Raw genomic sequence first — 18,434 nt, 5'->3', positions numbered from 1 at the left:
ATGTCAGAGGTGGCTGAAGTGTCCGTCGCCGACCAGTTCGTGAAGACGCTGGTCCTGCTGTTCCGTGCCGAGGACAGCTATGGCGCCTGGGAAGGCAAGCCCGACGAGGCTCTGCTCGCCCCCTTCGTGCTGGACAAGGAGGCGCGGGCCGCCATCCCGATCATCGGCGATCCCGACCCGGACACGCTGTGGCGGCTGGAGCTGTTCTACAAGGCGGTCGGGCTGATGGTGGAGAAGCAGACCGGCCTGATGGCCTCGCCGATGATGAAGATGAGCCATGAGGGCTTCGGCCGCATGATCCTGACCACCGGCCGGCTGGTGGTGGTGTCGAAGTCGCTGCGCGACGTCCACCGTTTCGGCTTCCCCACCATCGAAAAGCTCGCCGCCGACGGCGCCAAGCTGGTCGAGGACGCGGTGGAGCTGATCAAGACCTACCCCGAGGTCGCGAACCTCTGAGCGGGAGCAGGACCATGAGCGAGATCGACGCCCTGAAGGACGAGATCAAGAAGCTGAACGCCCGCGCCACTCAAAAGAAAATGGATTTGCACGATCTGTCGGAAGAGCTTCCGCAGAACTGGCAGACCATCCTGACGGTGGCGCAGGAAACCTATGACGCCTTCAAGATCCTGACCGAGAAGCGGGCGGCGCTGAAGGCGCTGGAGACGGCGTAACCCCCCTTCCCAAAGAAGAGCTTAGGCGCACCCTTTCCCGAGAGGAGCATTCCCATGGCTGAGTTCCTGACCGGCACCACCCGCGGTGGTCAGAGCTGGACCCCGAAATTCGTCCAATCCATCGACCAGAAGCAGTGCATCGGCTGCGGCCGCTGCTTCAAGGTGTGCGGTCGCGGCGTGCTCGACATGATCGGCCTGACCGAGGACGGCGACATCGTCGACGCCTTCGACGACGAGGCCGAGAAAAAGATCATGACGGTCAAGGAAGCGGCCAACTGCATCGGCTGCGAAAGCTGTTCCAAGGTGTGCTCAAAGAGCTGCATCACCCATGCGCCGGTGGCGGCGTAAAGACGGGGGCTGACGCGCAAGCGCCGGCCCCCACCCGTCTCAGTATGCGTATTCCTTGAACACCGGATCGACGCTGCCGCCCCAGGGGCCGTTGAACTTCTCCAGAAGCTCATCGGCGGGGCTGCGGCCGGTCTCGGCGACGACCTGAAGCGTGTCGAGGAAGTGGGTCTCGTCGTCGCCCCAATTGTCGTTGCGGGCGCGGCGGGCCAGACCGTCGCGGGCAATCGCCAGCATCTCCAGCGCCACGTTCCGCACCGTTCCAGTGCGGAAGGTCGTGCGCAGGCCGGACCGCGGCACCTCGGCACGCAGATGCGCCCGCTCCGCCGTCGTCCAGTCCTTCACCAGATCCCAGGCGGCATCCAGCGCCACCTGATCGTAGAGCAGCCCGACCCACAGGGCCGGCAAGGCGCACAGGCTGCGCCACGGGCCGCCATCGGCGCCGCGCATCTCCAGATACTTCTTCAGGCGCGCTTCCGGGAAGGCCGTGGTGGTGTGATCGGCCCAGTCGGTGATCAGCGGCAGCTCGCCCGGCAGCGCCGGCAGCTTGCCATCCATGAAATCGCGGAAGGACTGGCCCGCCGCGTCGATGTAGGTGCCGTCGCGGTAGACGAAGTACATCGGCGTGTCGAGCAGATAGTCGACATAGCGTTCGAAGCCGAAGCCGTCCTCGAACACGAAGGGGATGTCGCCGGTGCGGTCCGCGTCGGTGTCGGTCCAGATGTGGCTGCGGAAGCTCTGGAAGCCGTTCGGCTTGCCCTCGGTGAAGGGGGACATGGCGAACAGGGCGGTGGCGATGGGCTGAAGGGCCAGCGACACGCGGAACTTCTTCACCATGTCGGCTTCGGAGGCGAAGTCGAGGTTCACCTGCACGGTGCAGGTCCGCGTCATCATGTCGAGGCCGAGCGAGCCGACCTTCGGCATGTAGTCGCGCATGATCTTGTAGCGGCCCTTCGGCATCCAGGGGATGTCGTCGCGCGTCCATTTCGGCTGGAAGCCCAGCCCCATCATGGCGATGCCCAGCTCGCCCCCGACCTCCTTCACCTGACGCAGGTGGCGATGCACCTCGGCGCAGGTCTGGTGCAGGGTCTCCAGCGGGGCGCCGGACAGTTCGACCTGCCCGCCGGGCTCCAGCGTGATGTTGGCCATGTCCTGGACCAACGCGATGATGTTGCCCTTCTCCTCCACCGGCTGCCAGCCGAAGCGGGTCATCCGGGTCAGCAGTTCGCGGATGCCGTCCGGCCCGTCATAGGGCAGCGGCCGCAGGTCGGAGGTGCGGTAGGCGAATTTCTCGTGCTCGGTCCCGATGCGCCAGTCGGGTGCCGGCTTGCAGCCGGATTCGAGATAGGCCGCAAGCTGGCGGCGGTCGGTGATGGGTTCGCCGCGCGTGGTCGGGGGTGCGGACATGAAGTCTCTCGCGGGAAGTGGACGGAGGATCGGCCGGGTGACGGCCTGTTATGGGATCGGCGCGCGGAAAGGCGGACGCCGGTCGCTTCCCCCGGCAGTCCAATCCCCGGCCAAGGACTGCCAGCAAGCCAACGCCGCCACCACCGCCGTGTCGGCCCGCAGAATGCGCGGACCCAATCCCACCGGAACAACAAAGGGAAGTTTGGCGAGTTCGTCAAGTTCCGACTGGTAGAAGCCGCCCTCCGGCCCGACCAGCAGTGCGGCCGGCCCCGGCGGCGCATCGCGCAGCACCTCGGCGACCGGACGGGCGGACCCGGCCTCCGCGCACAGATAGAGCCTGCGGTCGGCCGGCCAGCCGGCCAGCGCGCGGTCCAGCGGCACCGCCTCGCCCATCTCCGGCACGCTGAGGCGTTCGCACTGCTCGGCCGCCTCCACCGCGTTGGCGCGCAGCCGGTCGATGTTGACGCGGTTGGGATCGGTCCGACGGGTGAAGACCGGCCACAGGCGGGACACCCCCATCTCCGTCGCCTTTTCCGCGACGAAGTCGATGCGGCCCTTCTTCAGCGGGGCGAACAGCAGCCACAGGTCGGGGGTGGTGTCCTGCTGCCGCCGCTGCTCCGCCACGGTCAGCGAGCACCAGCCCTTGCCGAAGCCGTCGATGACCGCCCGCCATTCGCCGTCGCGGCCGTTGAAAACCGCGACGGAGTCGCCGCGGTCCAGCCGCAGGACGTGACGGAGGAAATGGGCGCGCTCATGGTCGAGCCCGACCGACTGGCCTTCGGCCAGCGGGCTGTCGACATACAGGCGGGTCTTGATCGGGTCGGCCATGGTATTCGTCTCCGCGGGGCGGTGGAGACTATAAAGCGGATCGCCTGAAACCGGACGAGATTTGACGCGCGAGGCAGCCCATCGAATACAGCGCCACAAGGTTCATGCGCGTCACGGCAGACGCACTGACGCTTCGGACGCGGGCCATCACCGGCCGAACCCGGTCTGGAGGCTGGCGTCAGCCGACGGCGATCAGGGAGTCGATCTGCCGGCGCAGGTCGTTGGGCTGAACCGGCTTGTGCAGGATGCGGATGCGGTCCGCCTTGGCCGCGGCCATCAGTTCGGCCCCGGTGTCGCCGGTCAGGATGATCGCGGGCACGGTGACGCCACAGGCCTCCCGCACCGCCCGCACGGCGGTGATGCCCGACCAGCCGTCGCGCAGCCGGTAGTCGGACAGGATCACGTTGGGCAGCGGGCAGCCGGGAAGCTTCGCCAGGACGGTTTCCACATCCTCGGCGGCAAGCACCTGATAGCCCCAGGTGTCCAGCATGATCTCCATCCCGGCCAGAATGATCGACTCATCGTCGATGACGACGGCGAAACGGTCCGGTGTTGCGCTCATGTCCATTTGCGATTGCAGGCCGCTGAGGTTATGACAAAGAAACAGTATTGGTACGATTTTGACGAGCGCAAGATCTCAGGCTGCAATTTTCCATGGCTTGGGCTCCGGTGTTTTGCCGCACCGCGCTTGCCGCACGGATGACAGCCCGATACCTTCCCCGTCATCCACGCCCTGATTGCCGCCCCGATTGGCTGGTCAGACATCCTCATAGCACAGCGGAACCGCCGCCGTCATGCCCACTGCCTCCACCGGCCCCACTCTGCCCGAGTCCGGCTTCACCGACATCCGCCAGGACGGCTGGATCGCCCGGAAGCTCCCGCCCCGCGTGCGCCCTTATGTCACGCTGGCGCGACTCGACCGTCCCATCGGGACATGGCTGCTGCTGTTCCCCTGCTGGTGGAGCGTGGCGCTGGCCATGCCGCAGCCCTTCCGCGACTGGCCGACGCTGCTCTGGCTGATGGCGCTGTTCGGCATCGGCGCGGTGCTGATGCGCGGCGCCGGCTGCACCGTCAACGACATCCTCGACCGCAAGTTCGACGCGATGGTGGAGCGCACCCGCTCCCGCCCGATCCCGTCGGGTCAGGTGTCGGTGCGTCAGGCCCTGGCCTTCCTCGTCGCCCAGCTTCTGGTGTCGCTGCTGATCCTGGTCCAGTTGGGAACGACGGCCATCGGGCTGGGGGTGCTGTCGCTGCTGCTGGTCTTCACCTACCCGCTGATGAAGCGCATCACCTGGTGGCCGCAGGCTTTCCTCGGGCTGACCTTCAACTGGGGCGCCCTGATGGGCTGGGCCACGGTTCAGAACGATGTCGGCTGGCCGGCCTTGGCGCTCTATGTGACGGGCGTCGCCTGGACGCTGGGCTATGACACCATCTACGCCCATCAGGACAAGGAGGACGATGCCCGCATCGGCGTGAAGTCCACCGCGCTGCGCCTGGGCGACCAGAGCAAGATCTGGATCTATGGCTTCTACACCCTGACCTATGTCGGCATCGGCATCGCCGGGCGTCTGGCGGGCTTGGGCGGGCTGTTCCTGCCGGTGCTGTCCTTGGCGGCGCTGCAGCTGGCTTGGCAGGTCGCCACATGGCGGCCGGACGATCAGGGCGACTGCCTGGAGAAATTCAAGTCCAACCGCTGGTTCGGCTGGCTGGTGCTGGCGGCGATCCTGGCGGGGAAGGTTTAGATCGGCTCCCCGGAGACCGGAACCGATTCGACGGGTGTACCGGTCCAATACCAATGGCCCTCGATCCTGCCCTGTCAGGATCGAGGGCTTGGGCGGCACGGGTCCCCGCGCCGCTCGCGCGGATGCCAGCGGCCATCATCGATGACCGCTGGTACATTAGGATTTCCGAACCCCTCCCACAGCTGGGCTGTGCCCGGAAATCCTTCGAAACCTGCTCAGAAGGGGAAAGAAGAACCGCAGCCTGCAACGCTCGCACTCTGAATGACGTCTTGGCGATCAACTTTGATCTTCACCCTGCACGCCGTATAGGTGCGCTCGGACTGGTAGGTTTCGACCGCGATCGGCCGCCCCTGCGAGGTGTCCACGTAACCGCCTGACGGGCGGGTCACGTCATAGTATCCCGTATCCCTCTGCCAAATATAGGTCGCACTCCCATCGGGATTCCGATCCATATCGGGAGGAAATGCATCGGCAATGATAGCGGGGGGAGGTCTGGGGAATATGGGCTCGCCCATGGTCGGATACAGCATCGCCTTGGCATCCGCCAGGGTTTTCCCCTTCAGTTTGTCCACCACATCACGTTCGTGGCTGCTGGCTACACAACCACTCAGGAGGACGAGAAAAAGAAGCAAGCTTTTCTTGAGCATCAGCTTGACCTCCACTAGGAAGATCGAAGGAATCCTCAGCGCTCGCTGGTGTCGGCCAGCTGCGCGACAGAGTTGCCGGAGCCGGGCTTGCGGCCGGGGGCGACGGTGCGGTGGCTGCCGGGGCCGGAAAGCTCGGCGACCGTGACCGGGGCGGATTGAGCGCTGGACGGCTTGCGCGACGGCAGCACGGCGACATCGATGCGCTGCGGCTTCTGCGGCGTCTGGGCGGCGACGGCGGTCGTGGACAAGCTCTGCGGCTTGCGGCCGGGAACCGAGACGCTGAGGTTCTTCTGCGGGTGCAGGGAGGCTTCCATCATGCGCGGGCCGTTGGCCTTGGCACGGCCGCGCGGGCTGCTGGCAAAGCCCTGATCCATGCCGCGGTCGCCGGCATCCAGCATCCGGCCGCCGCGCGAGTCATCGGACTCGCCTTCCGGCAGGATGAAGCCGTAGGCGGCATAGACGCGCAGGCCCATCTGGTCGGTCGGCTCGTGCCAGACGCGGACGGCGGACCAGTCGTTGTTGCGCGACACGTCGACCACCCGCATGCCGCGGCGCAGACCGTCGCCGTCGATCCAGCTGTGGTCGACCTCGATGGTGCGGCGGTCGATCACCGCGCTGACCAGCGAAACGTGGCCGCGGCGCATGTGGCCGGTGCGCTTGAAGACGAGGACGGAGCCGATGGCGGGGCGGTGTTCACGGTCATACTGGCCGGCGGCGTGATCCCACCAGGTCCAGGCGTCGCCGCGTATGGTGAAGTCGGAGATGGAGCGGACCGTCCGAACGCAATCGCCGTCTTGTGCGGCAGCCGTCGACACGGTAAGGGGGCTCAGCACGATCAAAGCCGCAAACGAAAGGCCGATGGCGGTTCCCCTCTGCCGCATGACTCCCCCAATCCCTCTGTTTTCCCCTGGTGGAAACGGGTAACACGGGTTGGCAGCTGTGTCTACACCGTTTGAATTATGTAACATTCATAAGCCGCCGCCGGCCTTCCTCCCAACAGCGGAGCCCCTTGGGAAACCTCGTATGAACAATGCATCCCCGCCAGATTTCGTCCGCGATAACACGACGCTGACGACCACGCCGCTGTTGCCGGAAATCCAGCTTCATCTTGCCACCGAAGTCACTCCACTCTGGCAGGCGACCGAGGAGACCTTGGCCGCCACGAATTTGCCACCGCCATACTGGGCTTTCGCTTGGCCGGGGGGACAGGCTGTGGCGCGGCTGGTGCTCGACCGGCCGGAGCTGGTGGCCGGCAGGTCGGTGCTCGATTTTGCCGCAGGCACCGGGCTGGTCGGCATCGCCGCGATGAAGGCGGGGGCAGCGCGGGTCCAGTCCTGCGACATCGACCGCTTCTCGCTGGCCGCCATCGCGCTGAACGCCGACGCCAACGGGGTGGAGGTCAAGCCGGTCAGCGCCGATCTGGTCGGCCGGCCGCTGCCGGGCATCGACGTGGTCCTGGCCGGCGACGTCTGTTACGAGCGGCCGATGGCGGAGCGGGTCACCGCATGGCTGCGCGAGGTGGCCGCCACCGGCACGCTGGTGCTGCTGGGCGATCCCGGCCGCGCCTATTTCCCGGCAAGCGGTGTCGAGAAGCTGGCGACCTACACCGTCCCGACCTCGCTGGAGCTGGAGGACCGGGAGGCGCGCGAAACCGCCATCTGGCGCCTGTTGCCTGACGCCTAACGATTGAGACGCGACACGGCCAGCCGCAGGTCGGCCAGGAAGGTCGGCTGCTCCACCAGCTGGCCGCGCAGCAGATAGCTGGGGTGGAAGGTCGGCACCACCTCCACCCCGTCCAGCAGGCGGCAGGGCAGCACCGTGCCGCGCAGCTGCAGGATGCCGTTCTCCCCGGTCAGCGCCCAGGTGGGCGTCCGGCCGAGCGCCACGATCACCGACGGGCGGTAGTCGGCCAGGGTGGCGCGCAGATGCTCGATCTCGCCGGCGAACTCGGCCAGCAGCCGGTCCGAGGTGCCGAAGGCGCCCCAGCTCTCGTCGATCTCCCGCCCCTCCTTGCGGGCGCGGGCGCGCGAGGAGAAGAAATGCCCCACCTTGTTGCCGGGCGGCTGGTAGCGGAAGACGTTGGCGACGAGACATTCCGCCCGTTCGATGCCGACGGCGGCCAGCGATTCGTCCAGCAGCTTGCCGCTGCGCCCGACGAAGGGGGTGCCCTGCCGCGCCTCCTCCGCCCCCGGCGCCTCGCCGACGATGGCGAGCCGCGGCCCGTCCACCGGCTTGGTCGGATACTGGTAGTCGGCGAAGGGCATGTCGGTGCGCAGGTCTGTCATCGGATCGGTTCCAAAAGTGCATCTGGCAAAAGTGCATCGCGAGGATGCAGGCAGGGTGCCGGGCTTGCCGAAGCACCGCCCGGAACCCAAGCTTCTAGGCGGTACGCTTCTAGCGCAGACCACCAGCCAAGGCCACCAACAGGGGAGAGACCGGGATGACACCACAGGCACCGACGACGCAGGAACTGGCAGCCAAGACCTGCGAACCCTGCCGCGGCGGGATCCCGCCGATGGACCGCGCGATGGCCGAGTCCTATCTGGTGCAGGTGCCGGGCTGGGTCCTGAAGGAAGGCCCCGACCGCATCGAGCGCGACTTCAGGTTCCCCGACTTCGTCCAGGCCCAGGCCTTCGCCACTCAGGTGGGCAACCTGTGCGAGGCGGAAGGCCACCATGCGGAGATCCATTACGGCTGGGGCCACTGCTCCGTCGCCTTCTGGACCCACAAGATCAAGGGCCTGCACGAGAACGACTTCGTCATGGCGGCGAAGGTCAACGGGCTGGCCGACGCGCCCTATGTGCCGGCATCGGTCGGGACCCCGCCGCCGCCCTATGTGCAGGGGGCGTGAGAAGCACAGGTGGGGGCGAAGCGCCGCCCCCCTACCCCCACAGCTCCGCCGACGGCGGCTGCACCACCGCGCCGTCGTAGACCAGCCCCGGCGCGCGGTCGCGGGCGAGCAGCAGCGGACCGTCGAGGTCGACATAGCGCGCCCCCTGCCCCACCAGCATCGCCGGCGCCATCGCCAGCGACGTCGCCACCATGCAGCCGACCATCACCTCGAAGCCCATGGCATGGGCGGCGCTGGTCATCGCCAGCGCCTCGGTCAGGCCGCCGGTCTTGTCCAGCTTGACGTTCACCACCCGATAGAGCCCGCGCAGCCGCTCCAGCGACTCCAGCCCGTGGCAGGATTCGTCGGCACCGAGCGGCACCGGGCAATCGACCCCGCGCAACGCCTCGTCCTGGCCGGCGGGCAGCGGCTGCTCGATCATCTCGACGCCCAGCCCGGCCAGCACCGGGGCGAAGCGGTGCAACTGGTCCAGCGTCCAGCCCTCGTTGGCGTCGACCACCAGCCGGACGGCGGGAGCGGCGGCGCGGACGGCGGCGACACGGTCGAGATCGCCCTCTCCCGTCAGCTTCATCTTCAGCAGCGGATGCCGCGGCGCCCGTTCCCGCGCCGCGGCGGCCATCGCGGCGGGCTCGTCGACGCTCAGCGTGTAACAGGTGACGAGCGGCCCCGGCGGCTGGGCCAAGCCGGCGAGCGTCCAGGCCGGCACGCCGCTGCGCTTGGCCTCCATGTCCCACAGCGCGCAGTCCAGCGCGTTGCGGGCGGCACCCGGCGGCATCAGCCGGCCCAGCGTTTCTCTGTCGAGCCCGCCGGTGACCGCGTCGGCCATCGCCTCCAGCGCGGCGGCGACCCCGTCGACGCTTTCGCCATAGCGGGCGTAGGGCACACACTCACCGCGGCCGCGGTGGGGGCCGTCGGTCACCTCCGCCACCACCACCGCGGCTTCGGTCTTGGCCCCGCGCGAAATGCGGAAGGCGCCGCGGATGGGAAAACTCTCGCGACGGACGGTCAGCTGTTGGGCGGACATGCTCTGCAACCCCGAAACGGAACAGGGCCGGGAGTGTATCCCGGCCCTGTTCCATAAGGCGACAGGCTTGAAGCGTAAAGGTTGGCGGCCTCAGCGTTCCTGAAGGATGACGCCGTACCAGCCCAGCCCCTTGTAGGTCTCGTAACCCGGCGTCAGGGCGTAGCCGACCAGACGGTTCCTGTCGTCGATGTAATGGCCCATGGTGCCGGCGGCGCGGCGCAGCGGCACCGTCTCGGTCAGCATGCCGCGGCCGTCGGACGACGCGATGACGCGGTGGCGGGCGTCGAGCAGCAGGCACCGCGACTTCTCGCGCTCGCCGGCCTCCAGCCGCACGCCCTCGACCACCGCGGCGGCCTGCGGCTCCCAGTCGAAGAAGATGCCGAGCACGCCGATGGCATCGCCGTCCGCCTCGCCGTCGCGCCGGATGGCGGTGGCGTAGGTGGCGACGACGCGGTCGTCCAGGCTGCGGTTGCGGGCGACGTCGCCGACGGTGAACTCGCCGCCGTTGCGGGTGGCCAGCGCCTGACGGAACCACGGCTCGTCCGACACGTTGGCGCCGCGCGCACCGGGATAGCGGTCGGGCCGGCCGTTGGCGATGACGGTGCCGTTGCGGTCGGCAATCCAAAGGTCGAGATAGACGGTATAGGATTCCAGGATCACGCCCAGCCGGCGGGAAGCATGGCGGCGTGCCTCCTCCGTCGGATCGGCGGCGCAATCGACCACCGCGCTGTCGGTCGCCCACCAGCGCACGTCGCAGGACCGCTCATACAGGTTGCGGTCGATGATCTCGATCATGTTGAGCGACAGGTCGGCCAGCCGCTTGCCGTGCATCTCCTGCACCATGGCGCTGCCGGTGGTGGTCAGGTGATCGACGCGGGCGACGATCTCCGACCGCAGTTCCTTGGTGATGCTGTTGACCTGGGTCGAGATCTCCGACACCTCGTTGGCGACGACGGCGAAGCCGCGCCCGGCGTCGCCGGCCCGCGCCGCCTCGATCAGGGCATTCATGGCCAGCATCTTGGTGCGCCGGGTGATGTCCTCGATCAAGGACACCTTTTTCGACGCGACATCCAGCACGCCACGCGACAGTTCGAACAGATCGGTGCCCGCCATGCTCATCGTCTTGTCCCCCGTCATGACCGTCCCTGCAGTCTCCAAATCAAAAGCCGTGCCAACGGTCACCGGCGCTCCGTAAGCGGGCCACCCTCCCGGATTCCGCGGCACTTGGCCGCAGCGGACAGCCCTTCACCCGGTTCATCAGGGTTAGCATACGGTTAAGCTGCTGAAACATCGGGCATACTGGCGTCGGGTTGCGCAACAGATTGCGAACTTGCCATCGACGCGGCACTCATGTTGCGGAGACGTAACACGAATTCGCCACGAATTCGCAATAAAAATTCTTATTCGTGGTGCCAGACGCCAGATCAATTCCGCGTTGCAAAAAGACCATCCACATTCTGTGCACATTCGCCGGGCAGTCGATGCGGCGCGTACCGATGCACCATGCCATCCCCGTCAGGCGACGCGGTGCATCTCGTCCAGGAAAAGCTGGACTTCGCGGGTCAGGCGGTCCGCCTCCGCGGCCATGCGCCCCGATGCCGCGAACACCTCGTGCGCGGTGCCGCTGGTGCGGCCGGCGGCGTCGGTGACGTCGCGGATGTCGTCGGACACGGCACGGGTGCCGGCGGCGGCCTGTTCCATGTTCACGACGATCTCGCGCACGGCAGAGCCCTGCTGCTCGATCCCGGCACTGATGCCGGCGGCGATCCGGTTGATCGACTGGATGGTGTGACCGATGCCGACGATGGAGGTCACCGCCTCGTCGGTGGAGGACTGGATGGCGGAGATCTGCGCGGCGATGTCGCCGGTGGCCTTGGCGGTCTGATCGGCCAGCCGCTTCACCTCCTGCGCCACCACGGCGAAGCCCTTGCCCGCCTCGCCGGCACGCGCCGCCTCGATGGTGGCGTTGAGGGCCAGCAGGTTGGTCTGGCTGGCGATGTCGTTGATCAGGGTGACCACGTCGCCGACCGTGCGTGCGGCGCCGGACAGCGTGCCGACCAGCGCGTTGGAGCGTTCGGCCTCGCCGACCGCGGTCTCGGCGACACGGGCGACATCGCCGATCTGCCCGGCGATCTGGGCGATGGAGGCGGACAGCTCCTCCGTCGCGGCGGCGACGCTGCCGACATTGCTGCCGGTCTGTGCGGCGGAGGCCGCGACCGACGACGCCTTGCCGGTCGCCTGGGTCGCATCGGTCTCCATGGTCCGGGCGGAAACCTCCAGCCGGTGGGCGGTATCGGCCACCTCGCTGCACACGCTCTGGATCTGGCCTTCGAAACGCTGCGTCACGCCGGCGAAACCGGCAACCTTCCGCGAGATGCTCTCCGTCGCCGCGTTGATGGTGCGGCTGGCGTGCAGGAAGCCGCCCTGCATGCCGCGCAGCACGATGCGGCGGAAATACTTGTGTTCCGACACCGCATGCATCGAGGCGGTCGCCTCGCGCACGAAGGCGTCGGTGCGATCGATGGCGTCGTTGGTGGCGTGCATCAGCTCGCCCAGCGCCCCGCCCTCGCGGATGCCGATCACGCGCGCCTCGAAATCACCGGCGGCGACGGCGCGGTTCACTCGCGTCAGCTGATCGACCGCCGCGCCGGCACGGCGCAGGAACAGCAGCGCCCCGCCCAGCGCCGCCAGACCGGCAACCGCCAGACCGGCGCGCAGAGCCAGCCCGCCCATTTGCAGCAGATCGGCAGCCAGCAGCGCCGCCAGAGCCGTGCCGCCCAGCATGGCCAGCCCGCCGGCCCGCGCCAGCGACGATGGCCCGGAAGAGGAGGGCCCAGAGGAGGACGGCTTGGAGGACGGCTTGGAGGACGGCTTAGAGGGAGAAGACGAATTCGTCATACCCGATCCCCTTCTCCGCCAGCAGGGCGAGGACGGCGGCGAAGCCCGCCTCCATCCCCTGCTTGCGGTCGGCATGGCTGTTCTCGATGTCCAGAAGCTGGCGGTAGAGCGGGATGACCTTGTCCAGGGCCGCCCGTTCCGGCACCCGGCGGGAGGAGTGGTAGCCGATCACCCGCCCTTCGGCGTCGAAACTGGGCGTGACATGGGCGAAGACCCAGTAATGGTCGCCGTTGCGGGCACGGTTGACCACATAGGCGAAGATCTCCCTCCCCGCCGCCAGCGTGTCCCACAGCAGCTTGAAGACGCAGCGCGGCATGTCGGGATGGCGGACGATGGAATGGGGCGCCCCCATCAGGTCGGCCTCGTCATAGCCGGCGACCCGCTGGAACACCAGGTTCGCGTAGGTGATCCGCCCCTTCAGGTCGGTTTTGGAAACGATGACTTCATCCGGGTCGAAGAAGCGTTCCACCCCCGTCAGGGGGACGTCGCGTCGTGCCATGTGCCTTCCGGTCTCCCGCTTCCCAAACCCGCACGGTCTCAAGCGCCCGATTGCAGCAGGTTTCGGCGGCAGGAACGGAATATGTCCGGATCGGCATGCCGCACGATATCCCGCAATACGGGAGCCGCAACGAAATGCACTCTAATGTGACGGAAGGCGACAGGAAAGACCCTACCCATTGCGAGGCCGAAATATTTGGGTGACCATCATCCGAGTGGATGAAATTCCGCTCATTCCGGCGGGTAAGGAATGGTCAGCAGCCGGTCGGCCGGCGGGTTGTCCACCGTCACCACGGTGCCGTCGGGCCAGCGCACCTCGACCTGCTCCACCTCGTGCAGCGGCCCCAGCCCGAAATGGGCGACCGGTTCACCCTGGCACAGATAGCCAGACCCGGCGCAGACCGCCCGGCGCTGGCGCCGGCCACCGGCGATCAGGATGACGACGGCACCGCGGGCCGGAGCGCCGAAGGGGGTCAGCGGCTGGACACGCAGCCAGCCATTGTTGGAGGCCGCCGGGCGGTAGACCGACAGCGGCTGCCCGGCTCCGTCGTGGGTGCCATGGCTGTTGCCATGCGCCAGCACCAACTCCAGCCGGCCATCGCCGTCGATGTCGGCCGCGACCGCACCGGTGCCCAGCCCCTTCGGCTCGGCCGCGTCGCCAAGCTCCAGCTCCTGCCACTGGTCGTTGCGCCAGCCGAACAGGCGGTTGGGCTCGCCATGGGCGTGGAAGAACAGCTCCTCATAGCCGTCATTGTCGAAATCGGCGGCGACGACGGTGAAGATGCGGCCGGGCATCGACAGGTCGGCCCCGGCCGATTCGACGAAGGCTCCGCCCATGCGCTGATGGAAATGGCGTTGCGCCCCCTCCCAGGTGCCGACGACCAGATCGAATAGCCCGTCGCCATCGACATCCAGCGCCGCGACCGCACGGCCGGACGGACGCGAATCGGCGATGCCGCGCTCCTCGGCGATCTCTTCGAAATTGCCGTCGCCCAGGTTGCGGAACAGCTGGTTGGGGCCGCCGTCGTTGACCGTCACCACATCCATATGATCGGACACGATGGGCAGAACCGTGACGCCGCGCGCGGCACCGATGGAGTCGAGCCCCGCCTCCTCCGCGCCATCCTCCAGCCGGCCGCGCCGGGTCAGCTCATACAGGCGCAAGGGACCGCCGTCGGTCGCCACCAGGAAGCCGTAGCGGCCATGGCCCCAGCGGTCGATCGCCGCCACCGCGCCCGCGGCGGTGTGGTTGGCTGCCCCGGCATTCTCCGCCTGCGCGAACAGGTCGAGCCAATGCTTGCCGAAGCAGGCGAACAGCCGGTCGGCCATGTCCTTGGCTCCGGTGGCGCGGTCGGAATTGACGATGTACAGCTCCTCCCGCCCGTCGCCGTCGATGTCGGCGGCGGCCAGCCCGAGCGCCGGACCGGCGGGATCGGCGAGCAGCGGGTTGGCGATGTCGACCAGGCGGCCATCGACCCATTTCAGGACGAGGTTGGCGGAGCGGTAGCCGGCCACGACCAGCTCGAAGGCGCCGTCGCCGTCGATGTCCGTGACCGCAATCCCGTTCGACGGCCGCGGCGGGTTCTCGGCGATCAGCGACGAGCAATCGAGGAACATCGGCACCCTCTTGTCCCGTGGTCGGTCCGCCCCGTCGCCCAAGAGTCCGTTCAAGGCCGTTCAGGACAGACCTTTGGAGCCATTGGGCTTTCGTGCGGTGTATCCCTGTTGATACCCCGTCCCCGCCCGGCCGTAAACCCGGACGGAGGATCAGGGACGGCCTATGTCCGATGCCGCATCCCGAATCCGCGGCGGACGGCGGCGGGGCCGGAACGAAAAACCCCTCCGGCGCAAGGACGCCGGAGGGGTTCGAACCGTTCGAACGACGGGTTGGCTCAGATGCGCTTCTTCGCGCCGCCATTGCCGACGGCGCCGCCGGCCGGGCGTTTTGCCGCACCGGCGTCGTTGCCGGCCGACTTCTCCGCCGGCTTGGCCGCCGCGGCGGCCTTGGCCTGCTCGCGCGCCGGCAGCTCGATGTTGACCTCCAGCGTCGAACAGTCGCCGCCGCGGTCCAGCTTCACCTCGACCTTGTTCTCGTCGATGTTGACGTACTTGGCGATGACCGCCAGCAGCTCCTGCTGGAGCATCGGCAGATAGTCGGGGCCGCTGCGCCCGGCGCGCTCGTGCGCCATGACGATCTGCAGACGCTCCTTGGCCTGGACGGCCGACGCGCGGGGGGCCGCGCGGAAGAAGTTGAAGATGCTCATGCGCTCCTCCGCAGGAGCCGGCTGAACAGGCCCTTCTTCTGGGGGGTGACGAAGCGGTGCTCGATGTCCTCGCCAAGGAAGCGGCCGACCGCGTCCGAATAGGCCAGACCGGCGTTGGAAACCTCGTCCAGGATCACCGGCATGCCGACGTTGGAGGCGCGCAGCACCGCCTGGCTTTCCGGAATGACGCCGAGCAGCGGGATCGCCAGGATCTCCAGCACGTCGTCGACCTTCAGCATCTCGCCCTTCTCGACGCGCTCCGGGTCGTAGCGGGTCAGCAGCAGCTGCTGCGTCACCGGCTCCAGCCCCTGCTCCGCCCGGCGGGAGCGCGAGTTCAGCACGCCCAGGATGCGGTCGCTGTCGCGCACCGACGAGACTTCCGGGTTGGTGACGATGATCGCGTGGTCGGCGAAATAGAGCGACATCAGGGCGCCGCGCTCGATACCGGCCGGGCTGTCGCAGAGGATGTAGTCGAAGTCCTTCGACAGCTCGTTCAGCACCTTCTCCACGCCTTCGCGGGTCAGCGCGTCCTTGTCGCGCGTCTGCGAGGTCGGAAGGATGTACAGGTTCTCGATCCGCTTGTCCTTGATCAGCGCCTGGTTCAGCTTCGCTTCGCCGTTGATGACGTTGATGAAGTCGAAGACCACCCGGCGCTCGCACCCCATCACCAGGTCAAGGTTGCGCAGGCCAACGTCGAAATCGATGACGACCGTCTTGAAGCCGCGAAGCGCCAGCCCGGTTGCAAAGGCCGCGGACGAGGTCGTCTTGCCGACACCGCCCTTGCCGGAGGTCATGACGATGATCTTGCTCAACGGAGCCTCTCCCATAATCCCAAAGTTGCCGTCACCGATACCGAACACCGTCCGAAGATTGCCGCCTCCGGACAAGATTCCGCCGCTACACTCCTCAGGCGGTCTTCAGCATATCCATGCTGAGGACGCCGTCGCGCAGGAAAACCTGCACGGCTTTCTTATAAAAGTCACTGCCGATGTCTTCGCTGACGCGATAATTGCCTGCGACCGACAGCACCTCTGCCTCCAGGCTGTGGCAGAAGATGCGGGCGTTGGTGTCGCCGGAGAAACCGGCCAGCGCCCGGCCGCGCAGCGCGCCATAGACATGGATGTTGCCGTCGGCCAGCAGTTCCGCCCCCGGAGAGACGGCGCTCGTGACGATCAGGTCGGTCTTCTCGGCATAGACCCGCATGCCGGAGCGCACCGGCTCCGTCACCACCAGCGTCGGACGGTGGACGACCTCGATCAGCACCTGCGGAGCCGGGATCGGGGCCTGCTGATCCGGCTGGCGCGGATCGGGGGCCTTCACCACCTCTTCCAGCTTGGCGGCACGGCCCGACGGCATCGGCGTCAGCCCGACGGCCATCGCCGCCTCGCGCACCGGCTGCGGCCCGCCCTGGAAGCCGACCGGCAGCAGATGCAGCGCCTGCACCTGCGTCACGAAGGCACCCAGGTCGAAGACGATGCTCTCCGGCAGATCGTCGAAATCCAGCACGACCGGCGCGTTGTGGAAGAAGTTGGGCGCCTGGCGCACCTTGACGTTCAGCTGGGTGAAGAAATTCGGCGATGTCGGGGCGAAAACCTTCAGCACCATCATGGTGAAGGAGTTGCCACGCAACTGGAACGGCACATCCCGTTCGGCGACCTGACTGGCGCTGCTCACCGTAGCCTTCCCGTTCGTTCCTGCCGTCCCGTGCCGTGCATCGGGTTCACCGCATCCGGGTCACCCGAGTGCCCGGTCCCGCCCCGGAACCGCCATTGCGCAGTCCCGGCATCGAGCCAGCCAATCAGCGCCTTCTAGCCGTCCACACCGGTCCGATTCAAGAGATTCTCTGCCGGCACGGGTGACAATCCGAAGCCGTGCCGCCGCCTGCCCTTCGGCAAACACCCGCCGTCTCCGGCCATCGGCGGCCACGACGCCCGGAGACGCCAGGCACGACGACCTGAGATCGCAGCCCGCCCCGGAAGGGAACAGGCCAGGGTTGCAACATGTCTTTCGATTTCCCCCGTGGTCGACCATAGTAATGAAAGCCCGCGGCAGCGGCAAAGCCTTTCGGCCGCCTCAGTCGGAAGGCTAAGCCACCGGCCGGACCGGCTCGGCGGAAAGGGTTACCAAACCCGCTCTGGCGGCTTTCCTGCGGCACCCACACCACATCTGGTATGAATATTTTGCGTCGGCCGCAATTTTGCCTGACGCGCTGCGTTATGACCGGTACAGTCAGGTTGCGTGGCTTCCAACGACGACGAGGTTCTCTTGCACCTTGCTTCGCCCACCGAGCACCCTCCCAGTCGGCCCGCAGCCGTATGTCCGGTTCCGGCATGTTGGGATCCGGCACGGCGTCCGGCAGCAGCCCCCGGCGAAGCACTCATCAGCACGCATCCATGCGACCGGTCGAGCCTCCCCCTGCGGGAGGTTTTTTTGTGCCCAGACGTCTTGCTTGCGGAAATCGGCTCCACCCCCACCATTCGAGGAGATGCGACATGGCCAAGCGTTCGAGCAAAGGCATCGCTGCGACGGGCGACTCCACCGTTCACCCGCTCTTCCCCGGTATGAACGCCCCCGCCGCCTTCGGCTGGGACCCGCTCGGTGGGAGCGAGGATCGCCGCGACCAGAGCTATCTCCGCAAGGTGAAGCCGCAGAACCCCAACCAGCAACTCCTGATGGACGCCATCAAGACGCACAATCTGGTGGTGGCGCTGGGCCCGGCGGGAACCGGCAAGACCTACATCGCCATCTCGTCGGCGGTGGAGGCCCTGGAATCGGGCAGCGTCGACCGCATCGTCCTGTCCCGCCCGGCCATCGAGGCGGGGGAGAGCATCGGCTACCTGCCCGGCGACATGCACGAGAAGATGGCACCCTTCCTGCGCCCGCTCTACGACGCGCTGACCGACCGGCTGGGCTCCAAGCGGCTGCGCACCATGATGGCCGACGGCACCATCGAGATCGCCCCGGTCGGCTTCATGCGCGGCCGCACCCTGAACAACGCCTTCGTGGTGATCGACGAGGCGCAGAACTGCACCTATGCCCAGATCAAGATGCTGCTGACCCGGCTGGGCTGGCACTCCACCATGGTTGTGACCGGTGACCCCGACCAGACCGACCTGCTGGACAATCTGTCCGGGCTGGCCGACATCGCCCGCCGGCTGGAGGCGGTGGAGGGCATCGCCGTCGCCCGGCTGACCGAGAAGGACATCGTCCGCCATCCGCTGGTCGCCAGCATGTTGACGGTGCTCTGAGCGGCAGACTT

The 18,434-nt window shown here is 67.4% G+C and carries 21 protein-coding genes; 7 read left to right on the top strand and 14 right to left on the bottom strand.

The window, feature by feature from the left end; genetic code table 11:
* From ABNQ39_RS02025 to fdxB, 3 genes are read left to right on the top strand one after another with little or no spacing between them, the layout of a single operon-like run.
* Positions 1-456 (top strand): NifX-associated nitrogen fixation protein, encoded by a 456-nt coding sequence (locus tag ABNQ39_RS02025; RefSeq protein ID WP_376958524.1) that lies wholly within the window; start codon positions 1-3, stop codon positions 454-456.
* Positions 457-470: 14 nt separating this feature from the next.
* Positions 471-671 (top strand): CCE_0567 family metalloprotein, encoded by a 201-nt coding sequence (locus ABNQ39_RS02020; RefSeq protein WP_376958522.1) that lies wholly within the window; start codon positions 471-473, stop codon positions 669-671.
* A gap of 54 nt (positions 672-725) precedes the next feature.
* On the top strand, positions 726-1,019 hold the full coding sequence (gene fdxB / locus ABNQ39_RS02015; RefSeq protein WP_012973385.1) for a ferredoxin III, nif-specific: 294 nt from the start codon (positions 726-728) through the stop codon (positions 1,017-1,019).
* 39 nt (positions 1,020-1,058) lie between these two features.
* On the opposite strand, the gene ABNQ39_RS02010 is transcribed toward fdxB, so the two are convergent.
* The 3 genes from ABNQ39_RS02010 to ABNQ39_RS02000 all read right to left on the bottom strand — a co-directional run bounded on the left by ABNQ39_RS02010 (position 1,059) and on the right by ABNQ39_RS02000 (position 3,813).
* Positions 1,059-2,423, bottom strand: a complete 1,365-nt coding sequence (locus ABNQ39_RS02010; protein ID WP_376958519.1) for a glutamate--cysteine ligase — start codon at positions 2,421-2,423, stop codon at positions 1,059-1,061.
* A gap of 48 nt (positions 2,424-2,471) precedes the next feature.
* Complete coding sequence (locus ABNQ39_RS02005) at positions 2,472-3,251, bottom strand: 16S rRNA (uracil(1498)-N(3))-methyltransferase (RefSeq protein ID WP_376958517.1); 780 nt, start codon at positions 3,249-3,251, stop codon at positions 2,472-2,474.
* A 178-nt stretch (positions 3,252-3,429) separates the two neighbouring features.
* Positions 3,430-3,813, bottom strand: a complete 384-nt coding sequence (locus ABNQ39_RS02000) for a response regulator (protein ID WP_376958516.1) — start codon at positions 3,811-3,813, stop codon at positions 3,430-3,432.
* 232 nt (positions 3,814-4,045) lie between these two features.
* Here ABNQ39_RS02000 and ubiA point away from each other — a divergent pair, with 232 nt between their 5' ends.
* Positions 4,046-4,993, top strand: coding sequence for a 4-hydroxybenzoate octaprenyltransferase (gene ubiA / locus ABNQ39_RS01995; RefSeq protein ID WP_376958515.1), 948 nt, complete (start codon positions 4,046-4,048; stop codon positions 4,991-4,993).
* Between the two features lie 215 nt (positions 4,994-5,208).
* Here the strand turns inward: ubiA and ABNQ39_RS01990 are convergent, their stop codons facing one another.
* The gene (locus ABNQ39_RS01990) at positions 5,209-5,640 is read right to left on the bottom strand and encodes a hypothetical protein (RefSeq protein ID WP_376958513.1); all 432 of its coding nucleotides are present in this window, start codon (positions 5,638-5,640) and stop codon (positions 5,209-5,211) included.
* Positions 5,641-5,675: 35 nt separating this feature from the next.
* On the bottom strand, positions 5,676-6,473 hold the full coding sequence (locus ABNQ39_RS01985) for a CHAP domain-containing protein (RefSeq protein ID WP_376958511.1): 798 nt from the start codon (positions 6,471-6,473) through the stop codon (positions 5,676-5,678).
* 190 nt (positions 6,474-6,663) lie between these two features.
* Here ABNQ39_RS01985 and ABNQ39_RS01980 point away from each other — a divergent pair, with 190 nt between their 5' ends.
* Complete coding sequence (locus tag ABNQ39_RS01980; protein WP_376958509.1) at positions 6,664-7,323, top strand: class I SAM-dependent methyltransferase; 660 nt, start codon at positions 6,664-6,666, stop codon at positions 7,321-7,323.
* Here ABNQ39_RS01980 and ABNQ39_RS01975 read toward each other — a convergent pair.
* Positions 7,320-7,925 (bottom strand): uracil-DNA glycosylase, encoded by a 606-nt coding sequence (locus ABNQ39_RS01975; RefSeq protein ID WP_109450519.1) that lies wholly within the window; start codon positions 7,923-7,925, stop codon positions 7,320-7,322. The two genes, ABNQ39_RS01980 and ABNQ39_RS01975, sit on opposite strands and share 4 nt — an antisense overlap.
* A gap of 155 nt (positions 7,926-8,080) precedes the next feature.
* On the opposite strand from ABNQ39_RS01975, the gene ABNQ39_RS01970 reads away from it, so the two are divergent.
* Positions 8,081-8,491 (top strand): 4a-hydroxytetrahydrobiopterin dehydratase, encoded by a 411-nt coding sequence (locus tag ABNQ39_RS01970; RefSeq protein WP_376958508.1) that lies wholly within the window; start codon positions 8,081-8,083, stop codon positions 8,489-8,491.
* Between the two features lie 31 nt (positions 8,492-8,522).
* Here the strand turns inward: ABNQ39_RS01970 and dgcA are convergent, their stop codons facing one another.
* The 8 genes from dgcA to minC all read right to left on the bottom strand — a co-directional run bounded on the left by dgcA (position 8,523) and on the right by minC (position 16,849).
* Entirely contained in the window at positions 8,523-9,515 is a 993-nt protein-coding gene (dgcA, locus tag ABNQ39_RS01965) for an N-acetyl-D-Glu racemase DgcA (protein ID WP_376958506.1), read from the bottom strand.
* A 90-nt stretch (positions 9,516-9,605) separates the two neighbouring features.
* Positions 9,606-10,652: a methyl-accepting chemotaxis protein gene (locus ABNQ39_RS01960; RefSeq protein WP_376958505.1), complete on the bottom strand. Its 1,047-nt coding sequence runs from the start codon at positions 10,650-10,652 to the stop codon at positions 9,606-9,608.
* A gap of 378 nt (positions 10,653-11,030) precedes the next feature.
* Positions 11,031-12,413 (bottom strand): methyl-accepting chemotaxis protein, encoded by a 1,383-nt coding sequence (locus ABNQ39_RS01955; RefSeq protein ID WP_376958503.1) that lies wholly within the window; start codon positions 12,411-12,413, stop codon positions 11,031-11,033.
* Positions 12,388-12,912, bottom strand: coding sequence for a PAS domain-containing protein (locus tag ABNQ39_RS01950; protein ID WP_376958501.1), 525 nt, complete (start codon positions 12,910-12,912; stop codon positions 12,388-12,390). The genes ABNQ39_RS01955 and ABNQ39_RS01950 overlap by 26 nt, the downstream gene beginning before the upstream one ends.
* A 230-nt stretch (positions 12,913-13,142) precedes the next feature.
* Positions 13,143-14,528: a CRTAC1 family protein gene (locus ABNQ39_RS01945; RefSeq protein WP_376958500.1), complete on the bottom strand. Its 1,386-nt coding sequence runs from the start codon at positions 14,526-14,528 to the stop codon at positions 13,143-13,145.
* Between the two features lie 275 nt (positions 14,529-14,803).
* On the bottom strand, positions 14,804-15,175 hold the full coding sequence (gene minE, locus ABNQ39_RS01940) for a cell division topological specificity factor MinE (RefSeq protein ID WP_109050532.1): 372 nt from the start codon (positions 15,173-15,175) through the stop codon (positions 14,804-14,806).
* Positions 15,172-15,987 (bottom strand): septum site-determining protein MinD, encoded by an 816-nt coding sequence (minD, locus tag ABNQ39_RS01935; protein ID WP_014247062.1) that lies wholly within the window; start codon positions 15,985-15,987, stop codon positions 15,172-15,174. Before minD ends, minE begins: the two co-directional genes overlap by 4 nt.
* Positions 15,988-16,081: 94 nt before the next feature.
* Positions 16,082-16,849: a septum site-determining protein MinC gene (gene minC, locus ABNQ39_RS01930; RefSeq protein ID WP_376958498.1), complete on the bottom strand. Its 768-nt coding sequence runs from the start codon at positions 16,847-16,849 to the stop codon at positions 16,082-16,084.
* Between the two features lie 818 nt (positions 16,850-17,667).
* On the opposite strand from minC, the gene ABNQ39_RS01925 reads away from it, so the two are divergent.
* A complete protein-coding gene (locus tag ABNQ39_RS01925) occupies positions 17,668-18,423 on the top strand; it encodes a PhoH family protein (RefSeq protein WP_376958496.1) in 756 nt (251 codons plus the stop codon).
* Positions 18,424-18,434: the final 11 nt, after the last annotated feature.

It is taken from the genome of Azospirillum sp. A26 (assembly GCF_042604635.1).
Taxonomy (GTDB): Bacteria; Pseudomonadota; Alphaproteobacteria; order Azospirillales; family Azospirillaceae; genus Azospirillum; species Azospirillum palustre.
This window is presented reverse-complemented; position numbering and strand designations above follow the sequence as displayed.